General features: G+C 73.2%; 14 protein-coding genes. 8 read left to right on the forward strand and 6 right to left on the reverse strand.

Annotated elements, in window-relative coordinates; translation table 11 throughout:
• The first annotated feature begins 2 nt into the window (after positions 1-2).
• The gene (locus SZ60_RS08900) at positions 3-686 is read left to right on the forward strand and encodes an SOS response-associated peptidase (RefSeq protein WP_043595252.1); all 684 of its coding nucleotides are present in this window, start codon (positions 3-5) and stop codon (positions 684-686) included.
• A gap of 57 nt (positions 687-743) precedes the next feature.
• On the opposite strand, the gene SZ60_RS08905 is transcribed toward SZ60_RS08900, so the two are convergent.
• From SZ60_RS08905 to SZ60_RS08930, 6 genes are read right to left on the reverse strand one after another with little or no spacing between them, the layout of a single operon-like run.
• On the reverse strand, positions 744-1,325 hold the full coding sequence (locus SZ60_RS08905; RefSeq protein ID WP_043595254.1) for a hypothetical protein: 582 nt from the start codon (positions 1,323-1,325) through the stop codon (positions 744-746).
• Positions 1,322-5,299, reverse strand: a complete 3,978-nt coding sequence (gene eccCa, locus SZ60_RS08910) for a type VII secretion protein EccCa (protein ID WP_082060000.1) — start codon at positions 5,297-5,299, stop codon at positions 1,322-1,324. Before eccCa ends, SZ60_RS08905 begins: the two co-directional genes overlap by 4 nt.
• A complete protein-coding gene (locus SZ60_RS17820; RefSeq protein ID WP_043595256.1) occupies positions 5,296-6,282 on the reverse strand; it encodes a hypothetical protein in 987 nt (328 codons plus the stop codon). The genes eccCa and SZ60_RS17820 overlap by 4 nt, the downstream gene beginning before the upstream one ends.
• Complete coding sequence (locus tag SZ60_RS08920; protein ID WP_043595258.1) at positions 6,279-7,601, reverse strand: EsaB/YukD family protein; 1,323 nt, start codon at positions 7,599-7,601, stop codon at positions 6,279-6,281. Before SZ60_RS08920 ends, SZ60_RS17820 begins: the two co-directional genes overlap by 4 nt.
• Positions 7,598-7,927: a hypothetical protein gene (locus SZ60_RS08925; RefSeq protein WP_043595259.1), complete on the reverse strand. Its 330-nt coding sequence runs from the start codon at positions 7,925-7,927 to the stop codon at positions 7,598-7,600. The genes SZ60_RS08920 and SZ60_RS08925 overlap by 4 nt, the downstream gene beginning before the upstream one ends.
• Entirely contained in the window at positions 7,924-8,931 is a 1,008-nt protein-coding gene (locus SZ60_RS08930) for an RDD family protein (protein WP_082060001.1), read from the reverse strand. Before SZ60_RS08930 ends, SZ60_RS08925 begins: the two co-directional genes overlap by 4 nt.
• A 271-nt stretch (positions 8,932-9,202) precedes the next feature.
• Here SZ60_RS08930 and SZ60_RS08935 point away from each other — a divergent pair, with 271 nt between their 5' ends.
• Genes SZ60_RS08935 through SZ60_RS08965 form a run of 7 tightly spaced genes read left to right on the forward strand, consistent with a single transcriptional unit; the run spans position 9,203 to position 14,608 of the window.
• Positions 9,203-9,544: a WXG100 family type VII secretion target gene (locus tag SZ60_RS08935; protein ID WP_307785006.1), complete on the forward strand. Its 342-nt coding sequence runs from the start codon at positions 9,203-9,205 to the stop codon at positions 9,542-9,544.
• Positions 9,545-9,556: 12 nt separating this feature from the next.
• Positions 9,557-9,865, forward strand: coding sequence for a pore-forming ESAT-6 family protein (locus SZ60_RS08940; RefSeq protein WP_043595262.1), 309 nt, complete (start codon positions 9,557-9,559; stop codon positions 9,863-9,865).
• A 9-nt stretch (positions 9,866-9,874) separates the two neighbouring features.
• The gene (locus tag SZ60_RS08945; RefSeq protein ID WP_043595264.1) at positions 9,875-10,966 is read left to right on the forward strand and encodes a DUF6177 family protein; all 1,092 of its coding nucleotides are present in this window, start codon (positions 9,875-9,877) and stop codon (positions 10,964-10,966) included.
• The gene (locus SZ60_RS08950; protein WP_043595266.1) at positions 10,956-11,345 is read left to right on the forward strand and encodes a hypothetical protein; all 390 of its coding nucleotides are present in this window, start codon (positions 10,956-10,958) and stop codon (positions 11,343-11,345) included. Before SZ60_RS08945 ends, SZ60_RS08950 begins: the two co-directional genes overlap by 11 nt.
• Positions 11,342-11,698, forward strand: a complete 357-nt coding sequence (locus SZ60_RS08955) for a DUF6507 family protein (protein WP_043595268.1) — start codon at positions 11,342-11,344, stop codon at positions 11,696-11,698. Before SZ60_RS08950 ends, SZ60_RS08955 begins: the two co-directional genes overlap by 4 nt.
• Positions 11,698-14,136, forward strand: a complete 2,439-nt coding sequence (locus SZ60_RS16460) for a DNA/RNA non-specific endonuclease (RefSeq protein ID WP_052505271.1) — start codon at positions 11,698-11,700, stop codon at positions 14,134-14,136. Before SZ60_RS08955 ends, SZ60_RS16460 begins: the two co-directional genes overlap by 1 nt.
• On the forward strand, positions 14,126-14,608 hold the full coding sequence (locus SZ60_RS08965; RefSeq protein WP_137846903.1) for a hypothetical protein: 483 nt from the start codon (positions 14,126-14,128) through the stop codon (positions 14,606-14,608). The genes SZ60_RS16460 and SZ60_RS08965 overlap by 11 nt, the downstream gene beginning before the upstream one ends.
• The last annotated feature ends 44 nt before the right edge of the window (positions 14,609-14,652 follow it).

Consider the following 14,652-nt stretch of genomic DNA (forward strand, 5'->3'; position numbering starts at 1 on the left):
GCATGTGCGGTCGCTACGTCGTTGCCCGGGCCACGTCCGATCTGCTGCCGAGCCTGCTCGACGGCCTGGGGCCCCTGCCCGACGACTTCAACGTCGCTCCGACGACCGTCGTGCCGGTCGTCCGTGAGCGGCACGGCGAGAGGCAGCTACCCGGCGCCCGCTGGGGATTCGTGCCGTCGTGGTACCCCGACCTGAAGAAGCGTCCGCAGCCGATCAACGCCCGCATCGAGACCGTGGCGACGAGCGGCATGTTCCGCCGGGCGTTCGCGACCAGCCGGTGCATCGTGCCCGCGCAGGGGTACTACGAGTGGGTCGTGACCGAGACCGGCAAGCAGCCGCACTACGTGCACCAGCCCGACGCCGGGCTCGCCATGGCCGGCCTCGTCACCGCGTGGCCCGACCCCTCGAAGGGCGAGGACGACCCCGACCGCTGGGTGCTCTCGACGACGATCATCACGCGCGACGCCCACGTGGCACCGGGCGAGGTGCACGACCGGATGCCGGCCTGCCTCACCTCCGACTCGTACGACGACTGGTTGGGCGACGGCCTCGACGCCGACGAGCTGCTCTCGCTGCTCGACCGGGACTCGTTCGAGGTCGCCCACGACCTCGTGCAGCACGAGGTGAGCCGCGACGCGAACAACGTCCGCAACAACGGCCCGCACCTCATCGAGCCCCTGCGCTGACGCCCGTCGGACGAGGAGGCGCGGCTCGCGTCCCGGCCGGAGGCGCGGACCGGCGCCTCAGCGCGCGTCGCGGTGGCTCGCCAGGCGTTCGCGCAGGTACGACACGAGTTCGCCCTGGGCCCGTCGGGACTCCCGGGTCAGCCGGTTGAGCGGCACGCGACCGCCCGCCGCGAGGGCGGGGTCGCGCGGGACGACGACGAGCGAGCGACGGCCGAACTCGTTCTGCAGCGCCTCGCTCGAGCGCGTGGTCCGGTGCTCGCCGAAGACGCCGACGACCACGAGCATCACCCGGCGGAGGCCGCCGACCCCGTGCCGCTCGCGGATGCGGGCGAGGACCCGTTGGGCGTCGGCGAAGCCGACCGGGGTCGTCGGGGCCACGACGACCCCGAAGACGCTCGCGTCGTCGAGCAGGTCGAGGAGGGCGCCGTCGGCGTGGGCGCCGAGGTCGTGCAGCGTCAGCTCGTGGTCGACCCGCGGCGCGTCGTCACCCCCGGTCAGCCGGCTCCCGAGGTCACCGCCCGAGTGGTCGATCAGCCGAGGCACCGACTCCCCCGAGAGCTGGGTGAAGAGCAGGGCCGTGACCGTCGTCGTCCCGACGCCGCCGGCGACGCCCGCGACGACGACCGTCCGGCCCGTCACGAGCCCGCTCCGGCGGCGTCGGACGGCTCGGTGTCGGCTCGCTCGGCGTCGGCTCGCACGTCGGCCTCGAACCGGGCCACCTGGACGATGCGCGGCGCCTGGCCGCGACGGACCAGCCGACCACGACCGGCGGTCATCTGCTCGGCGTAGACCTGCGGCACGATCGGTCCCTCGCTGCGCTCGCCCGACATGATGAACGACGACCCGCCCGTGTCGCGCAGCGTCTGCAGCGCCGGGTCGTACAGCGCCCGTGCCGAGCCGGCGACCGGCCGGCTGATCAACACGTGCAGCCGGAGGTCGCGCGCCGACGGCAGGAACGGCAGCAGTGGCTTGAGCGGTTCGGTGCCCCCCGAGGCGACGATGTCGTAGTCGTCGATCACCACCACGATGCGCGGCCCGGCGTCGCGGTCGCCGGCCTGGCGCTTCGCGAGCTCGTCGGCGACGGCGACCGCGAGGGCGCGGGCGTCCGTGCTCGTCGAGGCGTGCCCGCCCAGGTAGTCGTCGGGCACCTCGGCGACGAGGTCGCCACGGAGGTCCATGAGGGCCACGACGAGCTCGTCCGGTGTCGCCCGGTCGACGAAGCCGCGGACGAGTCCGCGCAGCAGGGTCGACTTGCCGGCCTTGGAGTCGCCGAAGACGAGCAGGTGCTGGTCGGCGCCCGGGTCGAGGGCGACCGGCTGCATGGTGTCCTGCCGGAGGCCGAACGGGATGGCCTCGGGCTCGTCCAACGCGTCGGGCAGCTCGTCCGGCGACAGCTCGGTGGGCAGCAAGCGGATCGGTGCGGCCGCGGGGCCGTTCCAGCTCGCCGCGGACCGGCGGGCGAGGGCCTCGAGCGCGTCGCCGACCTCGTCGTCGTCCGTGTCGTCCAGCACCGGCAACGCCACCTGGGCGAACAGGTTCTCGTCGGTCAGGGCCCGGCCGGCCTGGTCGGCGCGGATGGTCTGGGCCAGCTTGCGACCGATGACCGAGTCCGCCGGATCGTTCAGGTGCAACTCGACCCGGGTGCCGACCAGCGGTTGCTGCGCCATCCGCAGTTCGTTCCACCGCGTCATCCCGAGCACGACGTGCAGTCCGTAGCTGCCGCCGCGCAGCAGCAGGTCGCCGAACGCCGTCTCGAGCTCGGTGAAGTCCCCGCGCAGCTGACCGGTGCCGTCGACGACGAGCACCACGTCGGCCGAGATCAGTTCGGGCACCTCGCCCGCCGCGTGCAGTCGCCGCAGCATGGCGAGCGAGTCGATGCCGTGGTCGCGGAACACGCGTTCCCGGGTCGTCAGCATGGCCGCCAGTTCTTCGAGCAGGCGCAGGAGGCGGTCCTTGCTCGCTCGCGTCGCCACACCGCCGACGTGCGGGAACCCCTCGATCCGGCCGAGTCCACCACCCGTGAGGTCCATGCCGTAGATGCCGACCTCCTGGGGCGTGTGCGTCAGGGCCAGCGAGGCGACGAGCGTGCGCAGGAACGTGCTGCGACCCGTCTGAGGCGCCCCGATCACGGCCACGTGTCCGCCGGCCCGGGCCAGGTCGAGCAGCCACGGGTCCTGCCGTTGGCGCGCCGGGTCGTCGAGCAGTCCCATCGGCACCCGCAGGCCGCCGGCCTGGTCCGCTCCGACCACCCGCGAGAGCGCGAGCCGGTCGGGCAGGGGCGGCAGCCAGACGGGGTCGACGTCGGTGCCGCCGCCCATCAGGCGGTCGACGGCCTCGTCGATGACGGCACGACCGACGTCGGGGCGCGAGAGTTCTTCCTCGCCGCCCTCGTCGTCACCCCCCGCGATGCCGTTGAAGGTCGGCAGCAGCAGGGCGGTCGGCCGTGCGTCGTCGCCCGCGAGCGAGCGGGCGGCCTCGGTCGGCAGGGGGCCCGACACGTAGCCCGCACGGAACCTGCGGTACACCGAGGTGTCCACCTTGAGGAAGCCGAACCCCGGGACCGCGGGCAGGTGGAACGCGTCCGGCCGGTCGAGCACGATCGAGCTCTCGGCCTCGGAGAAGGTCCGCAGGCCGATCCGATACGAGAGGTAGGTGTCGAGGCCGCGCAACTTGCCCGCCTCGATGCGTTGGCTCGAGAGCAGCAGGTGCACGCCGATCGACCGTCCGATGCGCCCGATGGTGAGCAGCAGGTCGACGAACTCGGGCTCCGCCGTGAGCAGCTCGCCGAACTCGTCGATGACGACGAACAGGTGCGGCATCGGCGGAAGCTCGGGGCGGCCGACGCGCAGCTCGCGGTAGTGGCTGATGGACGACGCGCCACCCGCGTCGCGCAACTGCTCCTGACGTCGGACGACCTCGCCCTGGATGCTGACCCGCGCGCGTTCGGTGAGCTGCGCGTCGTCGGCCAGGTTGTCGATCAGCCCGGCGACGTGGGGCAACCCCGCGAACGGAGCGAACGCCGCGCCTCCTTTGTAGTCGACGAGGACCATGCTGAGGTCGTCGGGCGAATGCGACAGGGCCAGGCCGAGGACGAGCGTGCGCAGCAGCTCGCTCTTGCCCGAGCCGGTCGCACCGATGCAGATGCCGTGCGGGCCCATGCCGAGCTGCGCGGACTCCTTGAGGTCGAGCAGGACCGGCGCCCCGAAGTCGTCGATGCCGATCGGCACGCGCAGGAAGTCCCGCGGCGAGCGCGGCGTCCACGCGGTCGCCGGCGTCAGGGTCGTCACGTCGTCGATGCCCAGCAGGTCGGTGATCTCGACGGCCTGGGCCGAGTCGACCTCGTCCTGCCGGCTGAGGCTGAGGCGCAGGGGGGTGAGCGTGCGGGCGACGGCCTCGAACAGCTGCGGGGTCGTGGCGTCGATCGTCGCCGTCTGCACGCGGACCTGGCCGTCGTCCTCGACGCGGGCGTCGGTCACGACCGCCTCGTCGCCCTCGACGGTGATGCGCAGGGTCACGTCCGACGGCTCGTGCAGGCGGTCGCTGAGCAGGTGGACGGTCGTGACGCCGAGATCGGTCAGCGAGAGGTCGGCGTCGGGCACCGGGATGCTCGAGGCGACGTGCCCCCAGTCGTCGACGAAGACGACGAGGCGCGATCCCTCGGTGCGCGCCGTCGTACCGATCGAGCGCTTCGTCGTGGCGGCCTCCTGCGCCCGGTCGCCCAGTTCGCCGCCGATCACCGAGAGCAACGAGGAGGCGCTGGTCGCGACCCGTCGCGCCGGCACCGGTCCGTCGTACAACGAGTCGTCCACGGCGTGCGGGACGAGGTCGAAGCCGCGCCAGTCGGCGGCCGCGCTCTCGGGGAACGCCGCGGCCAGGTGCACGTCGTCGGGCGAGTGCAGGGCGGCGAGCTGCAGGATCATCGAGCGGGCGACCCGCAGCGCGGACTCGCGGTCGCCCAGCACGGCGACCGATCCGGCGCGGTCGAGGTCGACCGTGATGGGCATGCCCCGGACGGTCGAGAGGTGCTCGACCACGGACTCGGCCTCGCTGGCCATGATCGGGTCGAACGGCTGCACGGGGTTCGGGTCCTCGGGGACCGACATCGGGAACCAGGTCAGGTCGCCCTCGCCGATCCGCACCGAGAGGAAGTCGTCGTGCTGGCGACGGCGCTCCCAGAGTCGCGCGGGGTCTCGCACCAACTCGAGCAGGGCGGCGGGTTCGGGGTCGAGCACGGCCGCCGTCGCCCGGACGGTCCGGGCCTTGGTGCGCATGCGCGACCGCAGTCGTTCGAGGAAGTCGAGGTAGCGCTCGCGCTGCAGTCGTCGCTGCCGCGCGGCGTTGCCCCGCTGGCTGAGGGTGACCGCGAGGCCGCCGACGAGGGCGACGATCAGCAGCACCGCGCCGACCAGCAGGAAGAGCGGGTTCGAGCTGCCGCGGTAGACGACGATCATCACGACGCTCGAGAGGGCGCCCACGACGGGCAGCAGGGCCTGCACGGGCACGCCGCCGACCTTGCCGTCGGCCAGCTGGGGCGGCGGCGTGATGTCCTCGTGCTCGGCGGGCTGGACGGGTCGCGTGATGCGCGTGGGCCGGTGGACGAGCTTGACGGTCATCGTCGCGCCTCCTGGTCGTCGGTGACGGCCGGGCGGGCGTCCCGCCCCCGGGCCTGACGGCGTTCCGAGGGGCGGCGCTCCGACGGGCCGGGGTCGGCTGCGGACGGGGCCGGGCCGGGGGCGTCGACGGGCGGGGCGCCCCGCGGGACCGACGGGGCGTCGAGGGGCAGCAGGGCCGCGGCGAGGCGGGCGTACGCGATGCGGGTGCGGGTGCCCAGCGCCGCGCTCGACACCGGTCGACCGCCGGAACGGGCCGCGTCGTAGGGCACGCGCACGACGGGCACGGTGGGGTCGTCACCGACCGTGACGGGCGCCGCGCGACCGGCGTCGCCGACGTCGACCAGGGCGATGACCACGTCGGGCCGGTCGGGGTGGTCCTTGATCGCCGGCACGAGCGCCGCAGCCTCCTCGGCGGCGTGGCGGTCGGCGCGGGCCACGATGCAGACCGTCCGGCTGGCCGACACCACGTCGGTGAGGTCCGCGCGCCAGTCGCGCACTCCCCAGTCGGTCACGACGAGGTCGAAGAACCGGCTGATCGGCGTGACCTCGTCGAACCAGCCCGCCGCGGCGGCCACGGCCCGGGACTCACCGCGAGGGTCGAGCGAGAGGGCGTACAGGCCCGAGGGCGTCCGGGGCAGGCCGTCGACGGCGTCGACCGACCGGCGGGCCGTGCGTCGTCGGGAGCTCGGCGCCGCACTCGAACCGACCGGCGCACCGGCCTGCCAGAGCATGCCGCGAGGACCGCGCGACGCGTCCACGCCGAGGACGAGCCCGGGACGACGCCGGGCGAGGAGGGCGGCGACGTAGCCGGCGGTCGAGCTCGCCCCGGCTCCGCCCCGCGCCTGCACGAAGCCGATGCGGCGGGACACGGGCAGCGGTCGCCGGACGATCTCGTCGACCGTGGTCACCTCGTGCACCCGGGCGCTCACGCTGCCGAGGAGGGCGAGCGGTGCCGATCGGACGAACGCGTCGAAGGCGCTCACGAGAAGGCCCCGAGCAGGTCGGCGTAGACGCCGAACACCCCGAGCAGGACGGGCAGCAGGGCCACGACGCCCAGCGCCTCGACGAGGTTGCCCACGCGGCGCAGCGAGGCGCGCTGGTGGGCGACCGGGTCGACGCCGCCGGCCACGACCGCGACCACGACGCCGGCCGCGAACAGGACGACGACGAGCCACCCGGGAGCGATCGGTTGGACGAGCAGGCCCCCGAGCAGGCCGATCAGGGCGGCGGCCCAGAGCACCCAGCCCTGGGCGGCGATCGGCAGGGCCCGGGTGCGGGCCGCGACGACGAGCACCACGGCGACCCCGAGACCGACCTGCCAGAGATCGGCCGACCCGACGGACGAGACGGCCGTGACGGCCACGGGTCCCGCCACCGCGAAGGTCGACCAGGTCAGGGTGCGGTAGGCGTCGCCGACCGTCAGCAGCACCTCGTCGCGGCGGCCCCGGCGCCCGTCGACCACCTGGTCGTCGAGACCGGTCAGACCCGAGGCGCTCATGGCGAACCAGGGCAGCAGGCCGCAGACGACGACGGCGAGCACGGCGCCGACGCCCACGGCCCCCGCGTCCTGGACGCCGAGGGACCGCAGCACGATCGGCACGGCCCCGAGCACGACGCCGAGGACGCCGCCCCACCAGGCCGACCGGGAGCCGAGACCGGCGCCCGCGCCGAGCGCCAGCGCGACCCAGGCGAGCACGATCACGGCGAGCGCCACGTCGACCGGCGGCAGCTCGAGGGCCGGGACGGCTCCGAGCACGACCGCCAGGGGGGCCGCACAGCCGAGGGCGACCGAGGTCGCGGCGACGGCGAGCCAGCGGCCGCCGAACCGGCCGGACACGAGGGCGACCACGACGGCGAACCCGTAGACGATCGCGAGCGTGCCGACGGGCTCGACGTCGGACGCCCTGGCCAGCACCGTCGAGAGGGCCAGCGAGAGCAGGCCGATCGCGACGGCCGCCGTCGCCGTGCGCGACCGTGGAGTCCAGAGGCCCGGTCGGCTGGCGAGCGACTCGGCCAGCACGTCGGTGACGTCCGCGACCTCGGGCGGCGGGGGCGCGGCGTCCTCGCGCAGCAACCGCAGCAACTCGCCGTCGACGATGCGTTGTTCGGCGACCGACAGCGAGGTGTCGAGCTGCTCCCCCGTCGACCGGACGAGCGTCAGCGGGCGCGACACGGCACCCGGGCGCTCGTCGAGCAGCTCCATCAGCCGGGGGATCAGACCACCGATCGGCTCGTCGGCGGGCACGACCATCTCGGCCTTGCGCGCCGTGCCGACGATGGTCAGCCGGGTGTAGTCGGTCATCGGGGCTCCGTCGTGAGGGTGGGGTCGGGGACGTCGGTCGACGCGGGAGAAGGCGACGGCGAGCCGGTGACCGGCACCGCGCCTCCTGACCCTCCGGTGGTCTGCGACTGGGTCGCGCGCTGGTCGGCCAGCACCGAGAGCACGAAGGACGTGCCGGCACAGCCGGCGCAGGCGACCGCCGCGATGACCAGGCTCACGACCAGGCGACGCACGTTGTCGTTGACCAGTCGACGCTCGTCGAGTTCGCCGAACAGGAGGGCCGAGACCAGGCGGGCGCGGTGCGTCTTGACGGTCTCGAGCAGGACGACGTCGCGGTCCCCGCTCATGCGTCCACCACCCCCGACGGCTGCACGGTGAGGGTCCGTTCGCCGAGCTCGACGACGTATCCCGGTGCGGCCGGCCCGCGCAGGCCCGCCACGAGCGGTTGGCGCGTGCCGTCCGGCGCCACGAGGGACGATCCGTTGGTCGAGCCGAGGTCGGTGACCCACAGCACGGCCCCCTCCCACGCGAAGAGGGCGTGGGTCTTGGTGAGGCTGCGGGCGAGGTCCGCCCAGGCGAAGACCGGGTGCTCCTCGCCCTCGCGGTTGACCGGGGCGCGGCCGATCAGCAGGGTCGACTCGAGGTCGAGGCGTTCGCCGCTGTCGAGCTCGAGGACGATCGACGGGGCGGTGGTCGTGGGTCGGCCCTGGCCCGTGCGCCCGAAGGTGTTCTCGTCGGGTCGTCCCGCGGCGTCGAGCGGGTCGGTCGGGTGGGGCGGCAGCGGGGCGGAGGCCGCGGCGGGCAGGGCCGGCCTCTGCACGAGCGGTGGCGACGACGTCATGGGATCGCGGCCACGCCGCAGGTCGACCGTCACCGCCTGACGACGGATGCTGAAGCGCCCGCGGCGGTCGACCCTCAGCACGGCCGGCGGACGGCCGGTCAGGTCGTCCACGGTTCGCAACGAGAGCAGCAGGCGGCCCACCGAGCGACCGCCGCGCACGTAGAGCACGACGTCGAGCGCCACGAAGCCCACGGCGACGACCACGACGGCGACCTCGACGGGGACGGGGACGAGCGCCGCGCCGGCCGTGGCGGACGAGGCGCCCGTGGCCACGCCGACGACGAGGACGCCGAGCAGGAGGAGGGGCACTCCCCAGTCGATCGCGACCGCGCTGCGACGCCTCGACGGGGTCGCCGTCTGCACGCCCGCGAGCAGACCCGAGTAGGTGCCGATGGCGCTGCCGGTGGCCGCCGAGACGATCCGCACGCCGCACCAGAAGCACCAGGTCGCGCCCGCACCGAGCGGCTGACCGCAGCGTCCGCAGCTTCGCGCGCCCACCAGTGCGCCCACGGTTCCGCCTCTCGCCTGCGGGGTCCGGACCAGGTCGTCGAGGCCGACGAAGAGCGACCGCCCGCGTCCCCGGAGCGCACGATCGGCCCCAGGCTAGCCGACCCCGCGTCCCCCGGTGAGACACCCGTTCCGGGGTCGACACGCACCTGTCCCCCGCCCTGGTCCCCCGACATGTACCCCGCGAACGGGTGGCGATCGAGACGTAATCGTGATTTCCTCATGAGTCGACCCGTGACGGGTCGCCATCAGATCGAAGCAAGGGGAGAACGACATGATGAAGTTCGCCATGGGGAGCGAGACCCTCACGCAACTGAGCCAGAAGACGAGCGGGGCCGGCGACGACCTCGGCGCGCTCGTGCGCCAGCTCGCCGACGCGGCCGCGCCGCTCGAAGGCCGCTTCAACGGAGCCGGCCGCGCCGCCTTCGACCGCTTCAAGGGCGAGGTCGACGGCATCTCCGTCGAGCTCAACGCCGCCCTGTCGTCGGTGCTGACCGGCATCACGGGCCAGAACCGTGCCTTCGTCGAGGGTGAGCAGCAGATCGCCGACGAGACCACCTCGGCCCAGTCCGGTGCCGGATTCGAGAGCGCCCGCTTCGGCGGATCGCGCGCATAAGGGGGAACGACCATGGCCAACGCAACCGACCGCCGCGACTTCGACCTCGGAGCCTCGGGCAACGCCCAGGACAACTTCAACGCCGTCGCCAGCCGCCTCGAGGCGCTCATCACGCAGCGCGACTCCGACGTCAAGACCGCCATGGCGGACTACCAGGCCGACGGCTCCAGCGAGGAGTACGCGGGCAAGGAGCAGCGCTGGAACCGCGTCGCCACCGAGGTGCGCACGATCATCAACACGCTCCGCCAGTCGCTCGCGTCGAACGACGAGTCGGCCCAGACCGCCATGCAGCGGGCCAAGGCCGCCGTCGACGGCATCTAGGCCCGGCCCGTGAGCGACTCACGGGCGACGACCCTGCCCCACCCGCTCGCCGACGCGAGCGGGCCGGGGTGGATCGCGACGATCAGCACCGCCCCCGTCGTCGGCCTGACCTCGGGTCGGCAGGCCCTGCTCACCGACGCGACCCGCGCCGGCGTCCGCGTCGTCGTCGTCACCCACGACGACGCCCGGCTCAGCTGGGCGCTCTACCAGGCCCTGCGCCTCGTCGCCGGGGCCTGGATGGTGCGGGACGCCGACGGCCACCTGCGCCACGCCATCGGCGGTGCCCGGGTGGCGTCGTACGACGAGGCCCTGCTCGATCCCCTCGGCGACCCGGTCGACGGCTCGGCGCGGGCGACCGCGCCCGCCGACGAGTTCGCCCTCCTGCCCCAGCCGGCGGTCGAGACGACGCGCCCCTGGCTGCAGTTCTCCGTGGCCGTCCACCACACGGCCAGGGCCGAGGCCCTGACCGGCTCGACGACGGAGGCGCTGGTCACCGCCGTCGCGGGCGTCGCGCCCACCGTGTGGGGCACCTCCGAACCCCCCGCCACCGTCTGGGACCGCGGTCGCATCACGGCCCTGGCCCGGGCGCGCATGCCACGGGACTCCCGGGTGCACGTCGCGGGCTCCGCACCCGACGGCACGGTCTGGACCGGCACGATCCGCATCGCGCGCAGCGAGACCGGCCTGACCGAAGAGACGCGGCTGCTGTTCGCGCTGCCCGAGGCGACCGGCGTCGACGACGCGACCCGCGCCTCCTCGGCTTTGCGCAGCCTGTCCGAGAAGCAGCAGGTGCTGCTGGCGACGGCGTGGAGCCTGCGGGGAGCGGCCGACGCGACGATCACGCCCTACCGGCCGACGACGCCGCAGCCCCTGGCCGCGGTGGTCGGCGCGCGGGCCGTGCGGCGCCTGGGTCTCGACGCGGCCTCCTTCGCCGCCGAGCACGGCGGGACCACGACCGGCAACGCCCGCACGCCCTCGCTCGTGGTGCCGTTCGGTGCCGACGCGACCCGGTGGCAGCGCTTCGCGGCGGCCCTCGACGCGATCGGCCCGGGTGTCGTCGCCGACGCCCTCCTCCCCCCGGCGGTGCGCCGTGCCCCGTGAGTTCGTGATCATCTCGGCCGAGCCCGTGACGGCCGTCGAGGTCGTGACCGCGGCCGCGGCCGTCGACGGCGGCCTCGGTGCCGGGCGCCTCTGGCAGGGCGGCGGCATCCAGATCGCGTCCGGCGACGGCCTGGTCCTGGCCGTGCTGCGCAGCACGCAGCTCGAGGACCCCCGGGAGGCGCGGCGCGGCCTCGGCCTGTCCGTCACCGACAGGGCGCCCTCCGACGGCCCCCCGGGCCGACCGACCGACCACCCCGCCACCGATCGCTGGTGGACGGAGGCCTACGGCCCCTTCGACGGGCCCCTCACCCAGGCGCTGGCCCGGCGCCTGGCCGACGACGTGCAGGGCACCCTCGTGACGACAGGAGACGACCGATGACCGCATGGAGCATCGAACCCGACGGCGTGGTGGCCGTCCTCACCAAGGTGCAGGGCTCGGCCGAGACGTTCGCGCGCACCTTCGCCGACGTCGAGACCGCCCAGGGCGAGCTGAACGCCGGCGTGGGCAGCGACATCCTCGTGTCGTCGGCCGTGGCCGTCGTCGACCTGATCTCGTCGCAGGTGCCGCGCGTCCAGGGGATCAACGCCCGCATCCTCGCCTGCGCGACGGGTGCGGGGGACGCGGCCCTCGCCTACGTGCAGGGCCACGAGGACATGGCCGACAAGACGCAGGCCGCGGCGGTGCAGGCCCTCGCGTCGAACGATCTCAGCTTCGGACAGGGAGGCCGCTGATGGCCACCAAGGGGTCGCTGATCGACCCGGAGAAGTTCTACGGCCTCGACATCTCGCCCGAGTCGATCGCCTCGGCCGCGACCTCGTACAAGGCGACCGCGACGTCGATCGTCACGAACGCCGAGGCGGTCCTGACCGACTGGTCCGGCCTGTCGGCGTCCTACGAAGCCCCCGAGGGGCCGCAGCTGTTCGCGTCGATGGACCCGGTGCGGGAGGACGCCGCGACGGTCGCCGACACGATGTCGACCGTGGGCGCCCTGCTCGACGTCCTGGCCGAGGCCGTCACGGCTCCCGTCAAGCGCATCAAGGAGCTCGTGGTCGAGGCCGAGGAGTTCCGGGCCTCGATCGCCGGAGGCGTGCACCTGGCCTTCAACGATCCCGACAACACGCTTTGGCAGAACAGCCAGATCGACGGCGGGGTCGCCTACGTGCCCGAGGGATCGGGCGAGCAGACCATCCCGTGGAACGAGCACACGCCCTCGGTCGAGCGCAACAACGAGCTGCAGTCCGAGTACAACGTCGAGATCGCGAAGATCGACGCGGCCCGGGTCGAGTTCGAGAACGCGGTCACCGCCCTGCGGGACGACGTCTGCGCCACGACGCAGACCGCCGTCACGGCCGAACAGCTCGACACCGCCGAGGACAACCCCTGGGGTGCCCAGGGAAAGGGCGAGAGGTCCTGCTACGAATCGGTCGGTGACGGACTGACCGAGTTCGGGAAGAACTTCGTCGAGGGCACCGTGTCGCTCGTGGGCTTCGACGCCGCGAACGGCTGGAAGCACGACTGGTCCTTGGCCGGCGAGGCCTGGAAGGGTCTGGTCACCGGCCTCGGCGCCCTCGCCGTCACCGCCGTGATGCCGGCGGCACCGGCGCTGGCGAACCTGCCCGACTCGGTCGTGCCCGAACCGTTGCGGGGGCTGCGCGACAAGTACAAGCAGACGATGGACGGCATGGTGCAGGGCATCGTCGGTTCTCCCGAGCAGTGGGAGGAGGACCCGGTGGCGGCGGGCACGTTCGCGGTGGCGAACATCGGATCGTTCTTCATCCCCGGTGCCGGAGAGGTCGGGGCCGGCGTCAAGGTGGCGTCGGGCGCGGCGAGGACGGCCACCATCGCGGGTCGTGCCGCCGAGATCGCCGGCGACGCGGCGCACCTGCCCAGCGGGCTGGCCCGGGTCGACAGCCTGCTGAGCGAGTTCGGGGCGCGCGGCAGCGGTCTCTCGAAGGTCGGCGGCCTGGACGACCTGACCGACACGATGACGGCGCTCGACCGCATGACCGACGTCGAGTTCGAGGGCCTGACCGGCGCTCTCAAGGCCGGCAAGAAGGTCGACTTCGAGTCCCTGTCGAAGCTCGAGGACTTCGCCGACTACGGCGACCTCGGTCGAGCAGCCGAGGAGGCGCGGGCCGCGTCCCCCACGCACGCCGACGCGTCAGCCCACGCGGGTGGTGGCACCGGCTCCGACCCCGCCGCCGGTGCGGCCCGCGCCGCCGACCCCGGATCGGGTGGCACGACGCTGCTCGAACGTGGCGACGGAGGCGGAGCGGGCGATGCCGGGCGAGCCGACGGTGCCGGATCGAGCGATGCAGGTCGGGCCGACGGCCCTGGGACGAGCGACGCAGGTCGCGCGGACGGCCCTGGGACGGACGAGCCCGGTCGGGCCGACGGTCCCGTCGACGGCGCGGGTGCAACCCCTGACCGGTCAGCCGGTGGCGGCCATGACACGGACATCGGGGAGCTCGACCTGTCGGGCCCTGACCGGACGCCCACCCCGACCGAACCGACGCCGCACGCCACACCGGCCGTCGAGCACCACGTGACGGTCTCGGGCTCCGACCTGCCGACGAAGGAGAAGCCGTTCGCCCACGGTCAGGTCCTCGCCCCGGACACGGCGTACACGGTGCCTGGCCGGGGTGTGTTCTCGACCGACGCGACAGGTCGCATCGTCCACGTCGAGACCGAGTACGGCGGCAAGGGCAACCTGAACTACGACCTCATGCAGCCCGCCGCGGACACGACCTACGTCGTCGGTGGCAAGCACGTCTACGTCACGGACCACGCCAGCCGCACGGTGCTCGCCGAGTTCGACGACCTCCAACTCGGCGATGCCGACCGGTCCGAGTCGGTGCAGAAGCGCATCGGCAAGGAGGGCGGTGTCGGGTACGAGGGAGGCCACCTCCTGGCCAACATGTTCGGCGGCGGCGGCGAGAAGATCAACATCGTGCCGATGCTCCGAGAGGTCAATCGCGGCCGGGGCCACTCCTTCGGTAACCTCGAACGCGAACTCCGGCAAGCCCTGACCGCGTCCGACGGAGGCGCCGCCGACCTCAAAGTGCTTCCGGAGTACGAGGGCACGAACACAGTCCCGACCGGTGTCCAAGTCAAGATCCAGGCTCACGGTCAACCGCTACGACAGGAGTTCTACGACAATGTCCGGTGACGACAAGGTGAAGTCGGGTCTCGAAGCAGAACGTGATGCACTGAGAGAACTGGGTTCGCAGCTCCTTGCACTGATTCCTTCGGGTTCCGACCGCATCCGCATGCAGACAAGCATGGCTCGGGGTGTGATGGCCGGCGAGACGTTGCTCTTCGCAGCCGACGGCTCCCAGGAGTCGGCTGCTCCCGCGCGACGCACGTTCGAAGCGGCTCGTCGACTGAGGCGCCTGATGTACAAGCCAGGGGCAGGCACGTGGTTCACCGCCGTCTTCACCGTGACGGCCGCCGGAAAACTCAGCGCACAGTACGACTACGACAACGAACCCGAACTAGGTCACTTCGGTGCCGAGGAATATCGTGCCGACTTCGAGGATTTTCCCCGGACTGCCGAGAACACGCCCGAGTGGCTCGCCGCGATCCTCGCGGGTGCGCCCACCCGGCACGACCTCGTCGGCCGTGACGAGGGTCCCGTCTGAGAGTCGAGACATGGACTCGCGCAACAGGGCTGGAGTCACGTGAC

Source organism: Frigoribacterium sp. MEB024 (assembly GCF_000878135.1).
Taxonomy (GTDB): Bacteria; Actinomycetota; Actinomycetes; order Actinomycetales; family Microbacteriaceae; genus Frigoribacterium.